Source organism: Streptacidiphilus sp. MAP5-3, from assembly GCF_041262505.1.
Classification (GTDB): domain Bacteria; phylum Actinomycetota; class Actinomycetes; order Streptomycetales; family Streptomycetaceae; genus Streptacidiphilus.
In genome coordinates this window covers 118,825-137,034 of sequence record NZ_JBGCCL010000018.1, presented here as the reverse complement: position 1 = coordinate 137,034, position 18,210 = coordinate 118,825, and the positions used below count along the sequence as shown (strand labels likewise).

The window sequence follows — 18,210 nt, the reverse complement described above, 5'->3', positions numbered from 1 at the left end:
TCCATAGAACAATTATCAAGCCACAACCCCACCCAAGACCATGGCCCATCAGGACTATCTTCCGAACACGAACGAGTTAGTCATTCCGTTCGATTTCCAAGCGACCCCGGTCTGCTGTAAAGGCTTCCTTGACACGCTGGCGGCGTAAAGGCATCCTTGACACATGGACGAATCTCCGCGAACCCTCGCCGCCCTGAGCGCCTTGCTCGCTGAGCAGTCCTCGGTCCTCGCCCAGGCGGTGGGGAGCCCGTTGGCGTCGCCTGCGTACCTGGACCTGGTCCAACGCGCTCGGGACGTCGACAGCCTCGCGGAGCAGGTGCTCAAGCTGTGCGTGCAGCAGAGCCGAGATGCCGGACATACCTGGCAGGAGATCGGAGACCTGCTCGGGGTCACCCGGCAGGCGGCCTTCCAGCGCTTCGGCAAGCCGATCGACCCCCGGACGGGAGAACCCATGGACAAGACGGTGCGCATGACGAACGCGGCAGAACGCGCCGTCACCATCGCCACGGCCGTCCTCGAAGGACGCATGGACGACGCCCGGAAATCGTTCAACGCCCAAGTCCTGGAGGCATTCACGGACGAGGTCCGGGGCAACGGTCTGGCGACGGTCGCCGGCCTCGTCGGAGCCTTCGAGGGATTCGGCGAGGGCGAGCCGTTCGTCCGCCGCGTCGGTGACCACACGGTCGTCGACATTCCGCTGCGCTACGAGGCCGGCGACATGAAGGCCCGCGTCGCGTTCGACGCAGACGAGAAGGTTGCCGGGATCTTCATCCTCACCCCTGAAACCCCGTGAAACACCGCTCCATAGAGCAACTGGCTGAATATCAGGAGACATAGATGGGCGTGAACACGGTCGCCTACGACGACGGTCTGATCCTCTGCAACGATCAAGGAATCACCATCCGTCGCTACTACCCATGGGGATCCAAGCAGATCCCCTACGCCGCCATCAAAGGCGTCCAGACGCTCTCCCTGACCGGCCCGAACGCGATCCGCCGGTGGCGCATCTGGGGCTCGGGCGACTTCATCCACTGGTGGAACCTCGATCCGCGGCGTCCCAGGAAGGACACCGCGCTCGTCATCGACGCGGGAGGCCGCGTGCGTCCCACCATCACGCCGGACGACCCGGCTGCCGTCGCCAGGATCCTCACCGAAAGGACCAAGGGCAGGAGTTGACCACTCGTGCGCTGGTGAACAGACGGGCGTCCTCTGCTCACAACCGCTGGTAGAGCACGTGGCGGGAGCGGCGCCTTCGGGTGACGACCCCGGCGCGGTGGAGGATCTGCAGATGGTACGAGACGGTCGCCGGGCTCAGGTGGACGCGCTCTGCGATCTCCGTGGTCGAGCGGGGCTGGCACAGCTCGGCCAGAATGGTCGCGCGTGCGGCGCCGATGAGTTCCCCTGACGGGACGGGACGTTCCTCAGGCCCCAGCGGATAGGCGATGTGCGGGGTGTGCGGGTCCGGGGCGTCCGGGAGGTCGGCGGTCTGCACCAGGGCCCGGGGAGTGAAGGCACTCGGCGTCAGGATCAGACCTTCCGCCTCGACGGTCTTGTCGAACCGCACGCCTGCGGGAAGGTGCACGGTCAGCGTTCCGTCGCGCCATTCGAGGTTGTGGGCCAGGCGGCTCAGCATGTCCGCGAGGCCGTCGCGGGCGATTGCCGTGGCCCGCGCCGCGACGTCGGCCTCCAGTCGAGCGCGGAGTGCCGGCCAGTCCGGAGCCATGGCCGCGTGCCAGAAGCGTTCCATCTCCTCCGCGAGCCGATGGGCGAGGTGGTCCTCGCCGCGCTCCAGGGTTTGCAGGAACACGCGCGGTGGCCGACGGGAGGAGCTCTCGTCCCAGACGGAGGCGCCGAACGCCGCCGACAGGTCGTAGCGGACCCGGTCCGCCGGCGTGGTCGCGACCTGGTGCAACGCCGCGTCCAGGCTCACCTGGGGGCTCTGCGGCGTGGGCCGCAGGAAGTCCGTGCCGACCGCTCCGACCACGGCCAACAGGCCCAACCGTTGTTGGACCAGAGTTTCGGTGGCGTTGGCGCGCCAGCCTGCGGTCAGCCAGCCCGGCGCGTGGTCGCGCAGGAAGAGGAGCTGCCCCGCCGGATCCAGCACGGGAATCACGAACCTGACAGATCCCAGTCCGTGATGACCCAGAACGATGCGAATCACGAGCGGCCCCCTGGCGCTGTCGCAAGCTCATTAGAAACCCATCGAATCATTCGACCGGCCCAACTGCCCTGCTGTTCCATGGAATCCGTACGGGGGAGCCGACCGGGCCGCCTTGGGCGGCGGCCCGGTCCTGCCGCTTCGCGCTCGACCGGTCCAAGTGGCATCCCGACGTCGCGGGACATGTCGGGGACGTCCGACCGGCCCGGCCGCGCGGGGGGAGGCGTCGACGGCCGGACGGGTGGACTCGTGGCGTGGTGCACGTGGGTGGGGGCGATGGGCGCGGGGTTGACGGTGATGATGCGTGGCAAGGTCACCTCATCGGAAGACTGGAACCCAAATGCCCGCCGCGCGCCGCGCCTCCGCCCGCCGACTCGTTGCCGCCCTGGTCGCCCTCACCGCCGTCGGCTCCGCAGTCGTGGCCGCGCCGTCGGTCCAGGCCGCGCCACGGCAGGCCGCCCACGCCGTCAGCCTCCGCACCACCGGCCTTCCCTCCGGCACCGCCAGGGCCGCGGACGATTGCCCGCTGGACCCCGCGCTGGTGGCGCGCCTCGACAAGGCGATCGAAGCCGTGCAGAAGGAGACCGGGACCCCCGGTGTGACCGTCGGCCTGTGGATGCCCGGCCGTGGCGACTACGTGCGGTCGTTCGGGGTGGCCGACAAGGCGACCGGTGCGCCGATGCGGCCGGACCTCTACATGCGGATCGGCAGCGAGACCAAGACCTTCACCGCCACCGCCGTGCTCGAACTGGTCGACCAGGGCCTGGTCAAGCTGGACGCCCCGATCGTCACCTACCTCCGTGGCGTCCCGGACGGACGGCACATCACCATCCGTCAGCTGCTGGAGATGCGCAGCGGTCTGTTCCCCTACACCGCGGACGCGGGCTTCCAGAAGGCCTTCTTCACCAACCCGTACCAGCCGTTCACCCCGCAGCAGCTGCTGGCGTACGGCTACCGTCACCCGAACCTCTTCGCCCCCGGGACGAAGTTCCTGTACGACAACAGCAACTACATCCTGCTCGGCCAGCTGGTGGAGAAGGTCGGCAGGATGCCGCTCGCCGACTTCATCCGCGAGCGGGTGCTCAAGCCGTCCCACCTGGACCACAGCCACTTCCCCTTCGCCGCCGAGTTTCCGAGGCCGCACGCCCACGGCTACACCATCAGACGTTGACCGGCGCGGTCGCCGACTCGACGCACTGGAACCCCAGTTGGGGCTGGGCGGCCGGAGCGATGATCTCCGACCTGCGGGACCTGCACCTCTGGGCCAAGGACGTTGCCACCGGCACCCTGCTGTCGCCCGCCACCCAGGCGCAGCGGCTGAAGTTCGTCCCGGTGGCGGGCTTCACCGGCGGCGGGTACGGCCTGGGCCTCTTCGAGACGCACGGTTGGCGCGGCCACAACGGCTCGCTGCCCGGCTACGAGAGCGTGACGGTGTACCTGCCGCAGGAGGACGCCACGCTGGTGATCCTGCTCAACACCGACATCCTGTACAAGGGCACCGAGCCCAGCACGCTGTTCGCGCAGGCGGTCACGTCCGTCGCGACCCCGGAGAACGTCTACACGCTCCCGAACGAGGGCTGAGCGTCCGCACTCCCGCCGGCGCGGCTCGGAGTCCGCAGGGCCGACGGTCTGCGTCTTCGGGGTGAACCTGGCACCACCCCCCGAGCGGGTGCCAGCACCGACGACAACGACCGTGCCGCTCCGGGAGGGTGGAGGCGACGGCCGCCGGGGACCCGGCGGCCGGAACTGCCTCCGAGGAGACCCGTGAACGCCCAGACCGTGCCGACCCCGTCCGCCGCCCACGCTTCCGGCGCCGCCCTCGCTTCCGGCGCCGCCCTCGCTTCCGGCGCCGCCCTCGCTTCCGGCGCCGCCCTCGCCTCGCAGGGTTCCCGCGCCTCGCGCAGGAACCTCTGGCGCGGGGTCGCCTGTGCCTCGGCTGCGGCGGCGATGGCCGCCTGGTGGATGACCGATACGGCGCCCTACCCGTACTCCCAGCGCTGGCTGCTCGACCTGCCCCTCCCGTTCCTGTCGCTGCGGCGGCTGGACCGGATGCTGATGCCGTCCCCCGGGATGCGCGTGCTCGAGATCGGCCCCGGGACCGGACTGCAGTCCCTGCACGTCGCGCCGCAGCTCGGCGAGCGCGGACGCCTGGACGTCGTCGACGTCCAGCAGCCGATGCTCGACCACGTCAGTGCCCGCGCCGCCAAGTTGGGTGTCGGAAACATCGTTCCCACCCTGGCCGACGCGCACAGCCTCCCCTTCGAGGACGAGACCTTCGACGCCGCCTACCTGGTGACCGCGATCGGCGAGATCCCGGAACCCGCCGTCACGCTGGGCGAGCTGCGCCGCGTGCTGAAGCCCGCCGGGAGGCTGGTGGTCGGTGAGTTCTTCGACCGGCACCAGATCCGCCCCGCCCGGCTGATCGCGCACGCCGACAGCGCGCGGCTCCATGTCACGCAGATCATCGGACCGCCGTTCGCGTACTACGCGGCGCTGCGTCCGTGCGGCGCGGCGTAGGCCACGTCGTCGGACTCCCGACGCCCTGGGAGGTGGGCCGGACGAAGCAACCGCAACCGGTTCGGTCGGGGAGAGCGTCTCACCGGGCAGGAAGGCAGCTGTGTCGGTGCAGGTCGGGGGATCCGGCTGCGGCCCGGGGGTGACGGATGAGTACACGGCTGGGGGAGGCGTCCGGGAGCCTTGCGGGGCGGCTCCTGGGGACAGGGCTCGCCGCCGTGGTGGCGGTCGTGATGTGGCACATGCTCGCGGTGACGTGGGACGCGTTCGACGCGGCGGCGGGGATCGGTGGGCTGCAGGGGCGCTACACCGCCACGTCGTGCGAGAGCATCGAGATGGGCAGCGGTGACAACTCGTCGACGGCTTGGCGGTGCGTGGGCACCTTCCGGTCCGACGACGGCCGGGTCGTGCGCACGGGGGTGACCCTGCCCGACAGCGACGCGAAGGTGGGCGTCCCGACCCGCATGATCGACACCAACGGCGAGTTCCTCCTGCCCGGCCACAGCACCGTCTTCTGGCAGTTCCTCGAGGTGGCGTTCTGGTGGGTGCTGGGCTTCGGGGTGCTGGCTGTCATCTCCGGGATCGGGAAGGCGGGCAGTGAGCTCTCCGGAAGCACCGCCCTGGTCGGGATGTGGAACGCACTGTGCCACGGCGCGTGGGTGGTGACGGCCGTTCTGGCCGGCGGGGGCTTGCTGCTGGCACTGCCGGTGGGGATCGTGCTCGCCATCGCGTTGTAGTTCCGGTTCGGGTTCGGAACTCGGGCCGGTTCGGGCCGGGCCGGGACTCGGCCGGTCGGGACCCGGGTCGGGCCGGGTCGGGTCGGGTGAGCGAAGGCCAAGAGGTGGGCGCAGGGGCCCTGGGCGCCCGGATGGTTCGTCAACAATCCTCGTGGGTAGGCCAGTTCGACAACCTCGACAGCCCAGGGGAGGCGGCAGCCATGGTCACCGAGCCGGTTCTGGCCAAGCCCGCACGGCAGGACGATCTGCTGCGCAAGCGGCTCGGCTTCTGGTCGCTGCTGGCGGCCGGGCTCGGCAGCGTGGTCGGTTCCGGCTGGTTGCTGGCGTCGATGTACGCGGCGCAGGCCGCCGGGCCGTCGGCGTTGCTGGCGTGGGTGATCGGCGGCGTGGTGATGCTGCTCGTGGGTCTGGTCTTCGCCGAACTCGGCATGGTGAAGCCTGAGTCGGGTGGGCTGGTGCGCTATCCGCTGTACAGCAACGGCCGGTTGGCGGCGGCGGTGGTCGGCTGGTCGATGTGGGTGGGGTACGTCGGCAACCCGCCGACCGAGGCGGCCGGTGTGCTGCAGTACGCCAGCGCGTACCTGCCCGGGATGTACCACGGCAAGCAGCTGACCGGTCTCGGGGTCCTGGCCGCCGGTGGGCTGATGCTGCTCTTCGTGCTGATCAACTGGTTCGGGGTCGCGCTCTTCGCGCGTACCAACAACATCGTCACGGCGGTCAAGATCCTCGTCCCGGTGACCACCGCGATCGTGCTCATCGCTACCGGCTTCCAGTCCGGCAACTTCGGTCACCAGCACGGCGGTCTGGCCCCCTACGGCTGGTCCACGGCGCTGTCGACGATCGCCACCGCCGGGATCGTCTTCGCGTACACGGGATTCCGCAACGTCGTCGAGCTCTCCGGTGAGGCGCGGAATCCGCGGCGCACCGTGCCGACCGCGCTGATCACCACGATCGTGGTGTGCATCGTGCTGTACCTGGCCCTGCAGACCGCGTTCCTCGGGGCGGTGCCGGGCCACCTGCTGGGCAGCGGCTGGCACGGGGTGAACCTCAACTCCCCGTTCGCCAACCTGGCGATGCTGCTCAACCTGTCCTGGCTGTACTGGATCCTGATCGCCGACTCGATGGTCTCGCCGTCCGGTTCGGCGATCGTCTACACCGCGTCCAACGCCCGCAACAGCTTCGGGCTGGCCAAGAACGGGTTCTTCCCGGAGTGGGTGATGAAGGTCGACCCCCGATGGGGTGTCCCGATTCGGGCGCTGGGCATCAACTTCGTGGTGGGGCTGGCGTTCCTGCTGCCGCTGCCGAGTTGGCACGCGATCATCGGGGTGACGGGTACGCTCGCGGTCTTCACCTTCGCGATCGGGTCGGTGTCGGTGATCGCGTTCCGCCGCTGCGAGGTCGGCGACGCGGACACCCGGATCGGCGGGATGCAGGTCGTCGCACCGGCCGCGTTCGTGGTCTCGTCGCTGGTGATCTTCTGGGCCTCGTGGCCGACGCTGCTGAAGACGATCCCGATCGTGGCGCTGGGCCTGGTGCTCTACGGCCTCAACTACTTCCGGAACCGCAGCAGCGTCGGCGACCTGCGGGCCGGGATCTGGTTGCCGGTGTATCTCGGCGCGATGTACGTGCTGTCCGTGCTGGGCAGTTTCGGCGGCCACCACGTGCTCTCGGCCCCGTGGGACAGCGTCACGGTGGGTGTCGTGGCTCTGGTGATCTACGTGTGGGCGGTGCGGAGTGCGGTCACGCACATGTCCGCCGACCCGGACCGCGTCGCCGCGCTCCGCGCGGAGGCCGCGGCAGGCCGCGAGTGGCAGGAGCCGGCGTCGGCGGGGTAGGCCTGCCTGGCGATACACCACAGCCGTCCGCCCCCGGGGACCCGCGCCCCTGGGGCGGACGGCTGTGTGCGGGTGACAAGAGTTCATCAACTGGTTCTCTTCCGGGCGGACGCCGGTCTGGCGGAATCCGCTCGTGCGCGCGACTCTTCGAGCATTGGGCTAGCCCAATGCTCGAAGCTCACAGTTCATCGAGCGCACAGCCCGAAGCACAGAGCTCGAAGCACCGCTGATACCCCGTCACCCACCCCCCAGCTCCCCTCTTGCCTGGAGGCACCTGATGTTCGGCAGGCTCAAAACCCCACGGCCCTGGATCGGCCGGGCCCTCACGGCCGCGCTGCTCGGCGCCGCCGTGACCGTCCCGGTCACCCTGGCCGGTCCCGCGGACGCCGCGACCACCAGCGCGAACCTGATCCTCAACGGTGACGCCGAGACGGGTCAGTGCTCGCCGGGTGGGTGGGAGGAGACGACCGTCCCCGGCTGGCAGATCACCTCGGGCGACCCGGTCATCGACTGCTACAACTCGACGAACGTCGCCAACACCACCACGCCGGGGGCGCAGGGCACGTCGTACTTCCAGGGCGGCTCGCGCGGCTCGTCGGAGATGGTGCAGACGGTGGACGTGTCGTCCGCCGCCTCGGCGATCGACGCCGGGGGAGTGTCCTCGACGCTGTCCGGCTACCTGGGCGGGGTGGGCAGCTACGCCGACGCGTCGCAGGTGACCGCGACCTACCTGGACGCCAGTGGCACCTCCCTCGGCACCAGCGTGATCGGGCCGGCCACTCCGGCCATGCGCAGCAACACCACTGAGCTGCTCGACCAGACCGCGACCGGCGCGGTGCCCACGGGCACACGCTCGATCAAGGTCGCCGTCGACTTCACCATGACGGGCACGCAGAACGACGGCCTGGCCGACGGACTGTCCCTGACGCTGAACACGGCGGTGACGGCCCCGACGCTCTCGGTCCCGACGTCGACGGTGCCCGGCTACGACCACGTCTTCGTCGTCATGATGGAGAACAACAACTACTCGGCTGCCTCGAACACCGCCGACGGCGGCGCGGGGATCATCGGCAACTCCTCGGCCCCGTACATCAACAACACGCTGCTGCCGATGGGGTCGCTGCTGACGAACTACCACGGCAACACCCACAGCTCCGACCCGAACTACGAGGCCATCGCGTTCGGCAACTCCTACGGGCGCAGCAACCACAGCACCCCGGGCGCCGACTGCATCACCAACCCGGCCTGCGCGGCGACGAACCCGGGACTGAACGACAACCTGGACGCGGCCGGCAAGAGCTGGAAGCAGTACGTCCAGAGCCAGACCAGCAACTGCGAGACCGCCAACAGCGGCAACTACGAGTCGGACGACGTCCCGTTCTACTACGACCCGAAGATGCAGAGCGACAACGCGTACTGCCAGGCGCACTGGCAGCCGCTGCCGCAGCTGCTGAACACTGACCTGAAGTCGGCGTCGACGACCCCCGCGTTCGTCTGGGCGGACGCGGACTCGTGCAACGACATGGAAGGCTGCGGGATCGCGGCCGGTGACACCTGGCTGAGCCAGACGCTGCCGGACCTCTTCAACTCCCCCGCGTGGACCACGCAGAAGTCGCTGCTGATCCTGACCTGGGACGAGGACGGCAACAACGCGCCCGGCGGCTTCGGTCCGGGCCAGTCGAACCAGGTGGCCACGATCGCCATCGGCTCGCAGGGCACGGTCAAGGCGGGCTACCAGGACCCGAACCGCTACGACCACTACAGCACCGCGCGGGTGATCGAGGGCGCGCTCGGCCTGCCGTCGATGACCGACAACGACAAGTGGGCCACCCCGTACAACGAGGTGTTCACCGGCGGCGGCGCGAGCACCGGCAACACCGTGACCGTCACCGATCCGGGCACGCAGAGCTCGACCCCGAACACGGCGATCAGTCCACTGCAGATCCAGGCGTCCGACTCGGCGAGCGGACAGACCCTCAGCTACAGCGCCTCCGGCCTGCCCGCCGGTTTGTCGATCGACTCCGGCACCGGGCAGATCAGCGGCACGCCGACCACGGCGGGCTCCGACTCGGTCACCGTCACGGCGACGGACGGGACGGGCGCGTCGGGCAGCACCGGCTTCACCTGGACGGTCGGCTCCGGTGTCACCAACCTGATCACCGGCGGTGACTTCGAGTCCGGCAACCTGCCGGGCTGGGCCGTGCACGACGCGAGCGTCGTCACCGACGCCAACGCGCACAGCCCCACGCACGACCTGCAGTTGACCGCGCCGTCCGGCGGTTACGCCACGATGGAGTACACGGTCAGCGGACTCTCGCCGAACACCACCTACGTGTACTCGGGCTGGGTCCGCACCGGCGGTGCGAGCACCAGCCTCGGCGTGAAGAGCTACGGCGGCAAGCAGGTCCAGGCGCACAGCACGGCCACGTCCTGGACCGAGGAGTCCGACACCTTCACCACCGGCGCGAGCAACACCAGCGCCACCGTCTTCTGCTACGTGCCGACCGGCCCGGCGACGTCCAGCTGCGACGACCTCTCGCTGGTCGCGAGCTGAACAGCTCAGGTTGAGAGCAGCGCGGCCCTGCGGGTGCCGCGCTGCTCACGCGTTTCACCCCTTGGCGACCAGGTGCGGCGCTGCGCCCGGTTGGCCCGGGCGGGAGGTGAACGCCGAGGCGACGGCCGCGACCAGGCAGGCGGCGAGGGCGAACCAGAAGGCGACCGCCAGGCCGTCCTGGAACGGGCCGGTGACCAGGTGCGGGAAGAAGTTGCGGCCGGTCAGGTAGTTCGCCCTGGCGGCGGGCAGGTGCTGGAGCACCTGGGGGCCGAGCAGCTGGCGGATCGGGTTGTAGCCGAGGAACGCGGCGAAGAGCACGGCCAGCGGCGGGAGTTGGGCGACCTTGGCGGCGACGGCCGGGGGCACGTCCTGGGCGACCAGGCCGTGGTCGAGCGCACCGGGCAGGCTCTGGGCCAGACCGAGGACGATCAGGCTGAAGAACAGGCCGATCGACAGCACCATCGCCGCGTTCTGGAAGGTCGCGGTCATGCCTGCGCCGACACCGCGCTGACGGGCGGGCACCGAGTTCATGATCTCGGCCCGGTTGGGGGAGGCGAACAGGCCCGCGCCGAGGCCGTTCAGCGCGAGGATCGACGCGAAGGCCCAGTAGGGGAAGTCGACCGGAAGCATCATCAGCAGGCCGAAGCTGGCCGCGTTCAGCAGCGCGCCCGTGATCGTGAAGAACCGCGAGCCGAAGCGGTCCGACAGCAGACCGGAGATCGGCGCGGCCACCAGCAGCCCGACGGTCAGCGGGATCATGTAGATGCCCGCCCACAGCGGCGTCTGCTCGAAGCTGTAGCCGTGCAGCGGCAGCCAGATCCCCTGGAGCCAGATCACCAGGATGAACTGCAGCCCGCCGCGCCCGAGCGCGGTGAGCAGGCTGGCGAGGTTGCCTGCGGCGAAGGTCCGCAGCCGGAACAGCGAGAGGTCGAAGAGCGGCTCGGCGACCCGCGCCTCGATCACGCAGAAGACGATCAGGAGCGCGACCCCGACGCCCATGGCGCTGAGCACCCACGGGTTGCCCCAGCCGGTGGTCGCGCCGTGGTAGGGCTGGATGCCGTAGGTGATGCCGACCAGCACGGTGATCAGACCGGCCGCGAAGGTGAGGTTGCCCCACCAGTCGATCGCCGCGGGCTGCCGGTGACCGGTGTCCTTGAGCTTGAGGTAGGCCCAGACCGAGCCGAAGACGCCGACCGGCACCGACACCAGGAACACCCAGCGCCAGCCGACCGGGCCGAGGACGCCGCCGAGCATGAGCCCGATGAACGCGCCGGATATACCCGCGATCACGTTGATGCCCAGCGCGGTCCCGCGCTGCCGGGCCGGGAACGCGTCGGTGATGATGGCGGTCGAGTTGGCGAAGATCAGCGCCCCGCCGACCCCCTGGGCCACCCGCCAGCCGATCAGCCACAGCGCCGCCTGCGTCCCGCTGCCCCAGGTGAGGGAGAGCAGAATGGAGCACACGGTGAAGACGCCGAAGCCGAGGTTGTACATCCGGACCCGGCCGAACATGTCCCCGAGCCGCCCGAAGGACACCACCAGCACGGCGGTGACCACCATGAAGCCCATCATCATCCACAGCAGGTAGCTGGTGTTGTGAGGGTCGAGCGGGTCCAGGTGGATGCCGTCGAAGATGTTCGGCATGGCGATCAGCACGATGGACTGATTGATCATCACCATCAGCATGCCGAGCGTGGTGTTCGACAGAGCGACCCACTTGTAACGGGGTCCGTGCGGGTGGTCGGCGGCCTCCGACGCCTCCGACGGAGCGGGAGGAGCGGCAGGAGATCCGCCCGGCGGAGAGTCGGCGGGTGAGCTGTGCATGGAGGAGTCCCTTCGATTGATGCCCTGTGCAACTATTTCAGTTCGAAGGGTCCACTGTCATCAGGCATCTTGTGGGACGGGACTTCTGGGCACGGCGGTGACCGAAGAGATAGGCGGCCAGGTGGCCGTCATGCACCGCCGAGCGTGGTCGCGGCGTCGCGGGCCACCGTCTCGGTGAGCGCGATGCCGGCGTCCTCGGTCGGGTCGTCGTCGGTGAGGACGACGATCAGGAGGCTGTGTCCCGTGGCAGGGGTGACACCGCCGATGCTGTTGACGACCCAGCTTCCGTCGGGGCGTGGCAGCCAGCCGTTCTTGAGCTCGGCCTGCGTGCCGGGGACGGCGCTGACGCCCCAGGCCTGGTCGGGCTCCACCTGTCCCATCAGTTGCTGGATCAGGGTGCGGGACGACCGGTCCAGCGCCGAGTTGCTGGTGAACACCTCGCGGAGCAGCCGTAGTTGGTCGGAGGCGGTGGTGCGGGTCAGTCCCCAGCTGGGCGCGTCGACGCTGGTGTCGGTCAGGCCGAACCGGGTGTTCGCCTCGGTCAGTCCCCATGCGCCACCGGCCTGCCGGAACAGCGCGTCCGCGGCGTCGTTGTCGCTGTTCTCGATCATCCGGGTGGCCAGGGCGAGTTGGCTGGACGCCAGCCCGGTGTGGCCGTCGTCCTGCCGGGCGAGCAGCAGCGTCGCCAGGATGTCGACCTTGCAGATGCTGGCCGTGACGAACCGGTGCGAGGTGTAGCCGCGCAGCAGCGTGGCTCCGTCGGTGAGGTCCAGCGCGGCGACGGCGAGGTGGCCGGGGACGTGCCCGAGTGCCTGGGTGAGCGCGAGGCCCGCCGAGGCGGCGTCCGACGACGGCGCTCGTCGGTGCGTGGTGACGGCGACGCGCCGGACGGTGTGAGGCGCGGTGCGCACGGTCGTGCGGGGTGCCGGAACGGCCGGGCTCCCGTGGGCGGTCCGCCGCCACGCCTGGACGGCGCTCGCCTCGGCTGCGGGCCCCGAGGCCGGTCGGACGAGCAGCGCCGCCAGCACGACAGTGGTCAGCACCACGATGCCGACGGCGGAGCAGAACCAGAGCGTGGTCTTTCCGGACTTTCCCGGCTGACGGGGCTGACCGGACTTTCCCGGCTGACCGGATCGACCGGACTGCGGTTGCGTGATCATGGGGCCCCGGTGAGGTGTGTGCGGACGACGAGCTACCGGTGCGGTTTCGGGAGGCGTGCTGGTCCCCTCACGTGATACGCCGTCAGGCCGGGGCGACGGGGAGGACACGCGGTACGCGGGCGCCACGGTCACACCGACGGGTCAATTGCGGGCGCTGTCTGTGCCGCGGCGATGCGTCGCGGGGGCGGCGCTGCGGATCACCGTGCCCACAGGGCGAGTTGGTGGAACACGGTCACTCTGTTGCCACGCCCGGAGCGGGTTGCTACCTTCACGACCGAGTCACCCCGCCAGAGGGTGACACGCTCCCGCATCCCTCGGCGCCACGCCGTGCACGGGACGCCCCCTTGCTCCGCGGCACGCACCTGCACGCACCTGCACGCCCCCGATTCCCCCGACTCAGGAGGCCGTACGTTGCGCACCCCACAGATCGCCGTCCCGCTCGGCCGAGCCGCTGTCCCGCTGCTCGGGACCGCCGCTCTGGCCGTCTCCGGCCTGCTCGCCGCGATGCCCGCGAGCGCCGCTGGTCACCCCGTCAGCTGGACCCGCTCCTGCTCCGTCGACCTGCAGCCCGGTCAGGCGTTCTGCAACGCCCTGCGGGTGACCGACGCCGTCGAGCACGTCAACGCCACCGGCGTCACGCCCGGCGCGACGCCGTCGGGCTTCGGACCCGCCGATCTGCTCTCCGCCTACGCGCTCCCCGCCAACGGCGGCGCCGGGCAGACCGTGGCGATCGTCGACGCCTACAACGACCCCAAGGCGGGCGCCGACATGGCCGTCTACCGCAAGCAGTACGGGCTGCCCGCCTGTACCAAGGCCACCGGCTGCTTCAAGCAGGTCAGCCAGACCGGCACCACCACCCTTCCGGCCAACAACGCGGGTTGGTCGGGCGAGATCTCGCTCGACCTCGACATGGTCTCCGGGATCGCCCCGAACGCCCACATCATCCTGGTCGAGGCGAAGACCGCCTCCATGGTCAACCTCGGCACCGCCGTGAACGAGGCCGCCAAGCTCGGCGCGACGGAGATCTCCAACAGCTACGGCGGTTCGGAGTCCAGCGCGGACACCACCGACGACACCACGTACTTCAACCACCCGGGGATCGCCATCACCGCCTCCTCCGGCGACAGCGGCTACGGCGTGGAGTACCCGGCCGCCTCGCGGTACGTCACCGCCGTCGGCGGGACCTCGCTCTCCAAGGCCTCCGGCACCCGTGGCTGGAAGGAGAGCGTCTGGTCGACCAGCAGCACCGAGGGCGCGGGCTCCGGTTGCTCCGCCTACGACGCCAAGCCCACCTGGCAGACCGACAGCGGCTGCAGCAAGCGCACCGTCGCCGACGTCTCCGCGGTCGCCGACCCGGCCACCGGCGTCGCCGTCTACGAGACCTACGGCGCCAGCGGCTGGAACGTCTACGGCGGGACCAGTGTGGCCTCCCCGCTGATCGCGGCGGTCTACGCGGACGCCGGCGCGCACACCGCCGCCGTCCCGGCCTCGATCGCCTACGCCAACGCTTCGTCGCTCAACGACGTCACCACCGGCTCCACCGCCACCTGCTCGCCGTCCTACCTCTGCACGGCCGGGCCCGGCTACGACGGCCCGACCGGCCTGGGAACGCCCAACGGCCTGACAGCCTTCACCGGCTGACGATCCGTCACCCCAAGGTGCCCGGCTCGGCCCACGGCCGGGCCGGGCACTGTCGTGGGCGGGCCTATCGGACGTGAGCGGCGTCAGGCCGCCGTGTCGGTGCTGGCCACGTCCAGGCCGCGCGTCGTGACGATGTGCGCGGTGCCGTCCGTGAGGCGGTAGGCCAGGCCGACCACCGCGGTGCGGCCTGCGACGACGGCGTCGCTGAGCGCACGCGAGCGGTCGAGCAGCAGGTCCACCGAGATGCGCACGTGGTCCGCTATGAACTGGGAGTCCTCGGTGTGCCCGGCGGCGCGGGAGGCCAGGATGCTGGGGGTCACCCGCTCGACCACGTCGCGCACGTAGCCGTCGACGGACGCGCCCTCGGTGACGGCGGCACGTGCGGCGGCGACGGCCCCGCACGAGTCGTGGCCCAGCACCACCACGAGCGGGCAGTCCAGCATGCTCACCCCGTACTCGATGCTGCCGAGCACCTCCGGACCCATCACGTGGCCCGCGGTACGGACCACGAAGAGGTCGCCCAGCCCGCGGTCGAAGATGATCTCGGCGGCGAGGCGGGAGTCGGAGCAGCCGAACAGCACCGCGAACGGGCTCTGTCCAGGGACCACACCGGTGCGCCGTGCCGCGTCCTGGTTCGGGTGCTCGGGGAAACCGGCGACGAAGCGCTGGTTGCCGGCCATCAGCATCTCGAAGGCTTCGCGAGGCGTGGGCGTCATGGTGGCAGTCATGCCCGCAGACTACGTCCCCCACGCTCGTCGCGCGTGATGGGGATAGTCACAACCAGCCCGCTTCCTGGGCGATGCGGACGGCGTCGACTCGGTTGCGGGCGTTGAGCTTGCTGACGATGTTGGTGAGGTAGTTGCGGACGGTGCCGGAGGCCAGGTAGAGGTGGTCGGCGATCTGTTTGACGTCCTCGCCGTCGGCGGTCAGCCGCAGGACCTCGAAGTCGCGGGGTGTGAGTGGGCTCCTGCCCGCTTCGAGGGCGGCGAGGGCGAGTTTGGGCTCGATGGCGTGTCCGCCGGCGGCGACGGAGCGGATGGCGCCTGCGAGGACGGCCGGTTCGGAGTCGGTCAGCAGGTAGCCGACGGCGTGGGCGGCGAGTGCCCGGCGGAGCCTGCCCGGTCCGCCGACCTCGGTGAGGATCATGGTCCGGCAGGACGGCAGCTGGTCGTGCAGCTGACGGCATGCGGTGATGCCGTCCACACCGGGCAGTTCGGTGCCGAGCACCGCGACGTCGGGTCTGAGCCGGAGTGCGAGGGGGAGCACCTGGTCCCCTCTGGCGGTCTCGGCGACGACCTCGAGATCGTCCTCCAGAGTCAGCAGCGACGTCAGTGCCTTCCGCAGCAGGAGCATGTCCTCGGCGATCAGAATGCTGATCACGGCCCACCACCGTCTTTCTTCCTCACGGCCCAAGCGCAGTGTGCATACGCCCTGTTGATCCCATATCAGCACATCGTAAGTTCCGCTTTCTGACGGTGGATCGAACATCTGCGTACATCTCCGCCGCGCGTAGATTCGCCCCTGCTCGCTCGACGCGCAGCCGACACAGCAGAAGGCCGAGGCGACGCCGAGGAGGCCGCCGAGCACGACGCCGAAGAGGCCCGCGCGCAGGGTGGCCCCTTGCCGGTGCCGGAGTGCGGCTCGGTACGGTCTGCGGCGCGGCAGGCGTCAGCCTGGGGTCCCCCGCCGGACCGCAGGTGGGAGGGGGTGCGTGACAGGGTTGACCCGGACAGGGCAGACTGGGCGACGCCGGGCCCGGCACGGCGCAGCGATGCGACGGGTGGGGCGCGGTGCACCGATGCGAACGGCAGTCCTAGGGGGAGTCCGCGTGTCCCGAACCATTTCCAGCCTGGCCGGCGGGCCCTTGTCGCAGCTCAACGCCGAGGTCACCGAGGCGGGCGCCGCTCTGGCCCCGACCGGCGATCCGGGACCGGTCCGCGCTGCGACGGACCGTGCCATGGGCGCGGCCGCCGCCATGGCGGTCCTCGACAACGCCGAGCTGCTCTGCGAGCCGGCCCACGACGGCCGCGCCCTCCTGAGCGCCCAGGAGGCGCTGCGCGCGGCCCGGACCACTGCGGTGTCGCTCGGCGCGCCGACCGGGAGCGTCGAGGGGATCGACGCGGTCCTCCGCGTGATCGTCGACGCCTTGGCCGCGACGCGCGCGTCCTCCACCTGACGCGCGACGCGTCCCGGTAGCCGGTCAGCGCCTGCTCCAGTGGTTCGGTCGCCTTCGGCAGATCCTTCGGGGCGCGATGGGCGCCGCCGAGCTCGCACAGGATGTTGGCCGGCAGAGGTCGACAGGACAGGCCCTACGCCTAATTCGGTTGGCAGGGGATGCGTGGTCTGGTCAGGTCTCGGCATGACGCATCGCCCTCGTTACGACGAGTTCGCCGACTGGTACGACGCCTACGTGCACAGCGGGGTGGGCCGTCCGTTCGCGGAGGCCGCCGACCGGTTGGTCGCCCGGCTGCTGGGTGAGGGCGACGGGGGGACGTGTCTCGACCTCGGCTGTGGCGGCGGGGCCCACATCCCGGCGCTGACCGGCCTGGGCTGGCGAGTGCAGGGGGTGGACCTCTCCGCGCGCCAGGTGGAGATCGCCCGCCGCCGTGGGGTCGACGCGGTTGTGGCCAGTGCGGACGACCTGCCATTCGGCGACGCGACGTTCGACGCGGTGGCGACCATCATGACCACCACCGACGTCGACGACCTGCCCGCCGTCTTCCGGGAGGCCCACCGCGTCCTGCGCCCGGGCGGGCGCCTGGCCGTTGTCGCGGCCCATCCGTGTTTCGGCGGTGTCTACGTCGAGCGCGACGCCGCAGGCACGTGCAGCGTCCACCCGGGGTATCGGGTTCACGGGCGCGTGGAGCACCACCCGCTGCTCGGCGACGGCATTCGCTCCCGGGTCGGCGTGGTGAACGTACCGCTGCCGGTGCTGCTCAACGCGGTCCTCGACGCCGGGTTCAGCCTCCTCGCGACCGCCGAGGACGACGGCCCGCAGCCCGTCCCGGACCTGCTCGGCATCGCCGCCCGCCGACCGGGATAGCCCTCGGGAGGCGCAGACGGCGCTCAACAGGGGCAGGTCCACCACCCGGCGCTGAGAATCCCGGCCGAAGGTGGGTACAGGTTGACCATGTACGACACGACCACCGCTCGCCGGAGCTACGGGATCTCGACCAACACCCTCTTCGCGCGCACCATGACGTTCGTCGCGGCCACGGCCGCCCTGTTCGCACTCGGCGCGTACGTCGGCCGGAACCTTGCCCACGGAGCGGGCATCGCCGCGTTCATCGGCGCGTTCGTGTGCCTGATCGCGATGCGGTTCGCGGCCAGCCGGTCGCGGGAGGCGACGGTCGCGCTGCTCGGGGCGTTCGGGCTGCTCATGGGGGTCGCGATGGCCCCGACGCTGGTCTACTACGCCACCGCCGATCCGCACGCGCTGTGGCAGGCCGGGGGCGCGACGGCGTTGTTCATCGCGGGGCTGGGGTCGATCGGCTACGCCACGAACCGGGACCTGTCGGGGCTGGCGCGGATGTGCTTCTGGGCGCTCCTGGCGTTGCTGGTCTTCGGGGTCGTGGCGATCTTCGTGCGGATCCCGCACGGGTCGCTGATCTACAGCGTGGTCGGGCTGGTGATCTTCGCCGGGTTCACGCTCTTCGACTTCCAGCGGCTGCGACGGTCGCAGAACATCGAGTCGGCGCCGCTGCTGGCCGCGTCGATCTTCCTGGACATCCTCAACGTGTTCCTGTTCTTCCTGAACATCTTCGGCGGCGGCAGTCGGGACTGAGGG

15 protein-coding genes and 1 pseudogene are annotated in these 18,210 nt (G+C 70.3%); 11 read left to right on the top strand and 5 right to left on the bottom strand.

What is annotated here, in order from left to right; all coding sequences use genetic code 11:
* The first annotated feature begins 163 nt into the window (after positions 1-163).
* The gene (locus ABH928_RS24770; RefSeq protein ID WP_370070135.1) at positions 164-793 is read left to right on the top strand and encodes a DUF3887 domain-containing protein; all 630 of its coding nucleotides are present in this window, start codon (positions 164-166) and stop codon (positions 791-793) included.
* A 44-nt stretch (positions 794-837) separates the two neighbouring features.
* Positions 838-1,176, top strand: coding sequence for a hypothetical protein (locus ABH928_RS24765; protein ID WP_370070133.1), 339 nt, complete (start codon positions 838-840; stop codon positions 1,174-1,176).
* Positions 1,177-1,213: 37 nt separating this feature from the next.
* On the opposite strand, the gene ABH928_RS24760 is transcribed toward ABH928_RS24765, so the two are convergent.
* Positions 1,214-2,113 carry a winged helix-turn-helix domain-containing protein gene (locus tag ABH928_RS24760; RefSeq protein WP_370070131.1) on the bottom strand — a complete coding sequence of 300 codons (900 nt, stop codon included), beginning with the start codon at positions 2,111-2,113 and terminating at the stop codon, positions 1,214-1,216.
* A gap of 385 nt (positions 2,114-2,498) precedes the next feature.
* On the opposite strand from ABH928_RS24760, the pseudogene ABH928_RS24755 reads away from it, so the two are divergent.
* The 5 genes and pseudogenes from ABH928_RS24755 (at position 2,499) to ABH928_RS24735 (ending at position 9,798) form a co-directional block, all read left to right on the top strand.
* Positions 2,499-3,739 (top strand): annotated as a pseudogene (locus ABH928_RS24755) (serine hydrolase domain-containing protein).
* A 183-nt stretch (positions 3,740-3,922) separates the two neighbouring features.
* Positions 3,923-4,675 carry a class I SAM-dependent methyltransferase gene (locus ABH928_RS24750; RefSeq protein WP_370070129.1) on the top strand — a complete coding sequence of 251 codons (753 nt, stop codon included), beginning with the start codon at positions 3,923-3,925 and terminating at the stop codon, positions 4,673-4,675.
* A gap of 146 nt (positions 4,676-4,821) precedes the next feature.
* The gene (locus ABH928_RS24745; protein WP_370070127.1) at positions 4,822-5,409 is read left to right on the top strand and encodes a hypothetical protein; all 588 of its coding nucleotides are present in this window, start codon (positions 4,822-4,824) and stop codon (positions 5,407-5,409) included.
* Positions 5,410-5,609: 200 nt separating this feature from the next.
* Positions 5,610-7,244 carry an APC family permease gene (locus ABH928_RS24740; RefSeq protein WP_370070125.1) on the top strand — a complete coding sequence of 545 codons (1,635 nt, stop codon included), beginning with the start codon at positions 5,610-5,612 and terminating at the stop codon, positions 7,242-7,244.
* A 277-nt stretch (positions 7,245-7,521) separates the two neighbouring features.
* Complete coding sequence (locus tag ABH928_RS24735) at positions 7,522-9,798, top strand: putative Ig domain-containing protein (protein WP_370070123.1); 2,277 nt, start codon at positions 7,522-7,524, stop codon at positions 9,796-9,798.
* Positions 9,799-9,852: 54 nt separating this feature from the next.
* Here ABH928_RS24735 and ABH928_RS24730 read toward each other — a convergent pair whose 3' ends face one another.
* On the bottom strand, positions 9,853-11,622 hold the full coding sequence (locus ABH928_RS24730) for an MFS transporter (protein ID WP_370070121.1): 1,770 nt from the start codon (positions 11,620-11,622) through the stop codon (positions 9,853-9,855).
* Positions 11,623-11,750: 128 nt separating this feature from the next.
* A complete protein-coding gene (locus tag ABH928_RS24725; protein WP_370070119.1) occupies positions 11,751-12,782 on the bottom strand; it encodes a serine hydrolase in 1,032 nt (343 codons plus the stop codon).
* A 411-nt stretch (positions 12,783-13,193) separates the two neighbouring features.
* On the opposite strand from ABH928_RS24725, the gene ABH928_RS24720 reads away from it, so the two are divergent.
* Positions 13,194-14,423, top strand: a complete 1,230-nt coding sequence (locus ABH928_RS24720; RefSeq protein ID WP_370070117.1) for a peptidase S8 — start codon at positions 13,194-13,196, stop codon at positions 14,421-14,423.
* A gap of 83 nt (positions 14,424-14,506) precedes the next feature.
* Here ABH928_RS24720 and ABH928_RS24715 read toward each other — a convergent pair whose 3' ends face one another.
* Positions 14,507-15,151: a carbonic anhydrase gene (locus tag ABH928_RS24715; RefSeq protein WP_370070115.1), complete on the bottom strand. Its 645-nt coding sequence runs from the start codon at positions 15,149-15,151 to the stop codon at positions 14,507-14,509.
* A 46-nt stretch (positions 15,152-15,197) separates the two neighbouring features.
* A complete protein-coding gene (locus ABH928_RS24710) occupies positions 15,198-15,803 on the bottom strand; it encodes a DNA-binding response regulator (RefSeq protein WP_370070113.1) in 606 nt (201 codons plus the stop codon).
* Positions 15,804-16,251: 448 nt separating this feature from the next.
* Here ABH928_RS24710 and ABH928_RS24705 point away from each other — a divergent pair, with 448 nt between their 5' ends.
* From ABH928_RS24705 to ABH928_RS24695, 3 genes are all read left to right on the top strand, one after another.
* Entirely contained in the window at positions 16,252-16,599 is a 348-nt protein-coding gene (locus ABH928_RS24705; protein ID WP_370070111.1) for a hypothetical protein, read from the top strand.
* 183 nt (positions 16,600-16,782) lie between these two features.
* A complete protein-coding gene (locus ABH928_RS24700) occupies positions 16,783-17,466 on the top strand; it encodes a class I SAM-dependent methyltransferase (RefSeq protein WP_370070108.1) in 684 nt (227 codons plus the stop codon).
* Positions 17,467-17,553: 87 nt separating this feature from the next.
* A complete protein-coding gene (locus ABH928_RS24695) occupies positions 17,554-18,207 on the top strand; it encodes a Bax inhibitor-1 family protein (RefSeq protein ID WP_370070147.1) in 654 nt (217 codons plus the stop codon).
* Positions 18,208-18,210: the final 3 nt, after the last annotated feature.

Excerpts from the sequence above, each read along its gene's own strand:
- ABH928_RS24745 (WP_370070127.1), top strand. The coding sequence starts at position 4,822 with ATGAGTACACGGCTGGGGGAGGCGTCCGGGAGCCTTGCGGGGCGGCTC.
- ABH928_RS24770 (WP_370070135.1), top strand. The coding sequence starts at position 164 with ATGGACGAATCTCCGCGAACCCTCGCCGCCCTGAGCGCCTTGCTCGCT.
- ABH928_RS24715 (WP_370070115.1), bottom strand. The coding sequence starts at position 15,151 with ATGACTGCCACCATGACGCCCACGCCTCGCGAAGCCTTCGAGATGCTG.
- ABH928_RS24730 (WP_370070121.1), bottom strand. The coding sequence starts at position 11,622 with ATGCACAGCTCACCCGCCGACTCTCCGCCGGGCGGATCTCCTGCCGCT.
- ABH928_RS24695 (WP_370070147.1), top strand. The coding sequence starts at position 17,554 with ATGTACGACACGACCACCGCTCGCCGGAGCTACGGGATCTCGACCAAC.
- ABH928_RS24765 (WP_370070133.1), top strand. The coding sequence starts at position 838 with ATGGGCGTGAACACGGTCGCCTACGACGACGGTCTGATCCTCTGCAAC.
- ABH928_RS24700 (WP_370070108.1), top strand. The coding sequence starts at position 16,783 with ATGACGCATCGCCCTCGTTACGACGAGTTCGCCGACTGGTACGACGCC.
- ABH928_RS24725 (WP_370070119.1), bottom strand. The coding sequence starts at position 12,782 with ATGATCACGCAACCGCAGTCCGGTCGATCCGGTCAGCCGGGAAAGTCC.
- ABH928_RS24735 (WP_370070123.1), top strand. The coding sequence starts at position 7,522 with ATGTTCGGCAGGCTCAAAACCCCACGGCCCTGGATCGGCCGGGCCCTC.
- ABH928_RS24740 (WP_370070125.1), top strand. The coding sequence starts at position 5,610 with ATGGTCACCGAGCCGGTTCTGGCCAAGCCCGCACGGCAGGACGATCTG.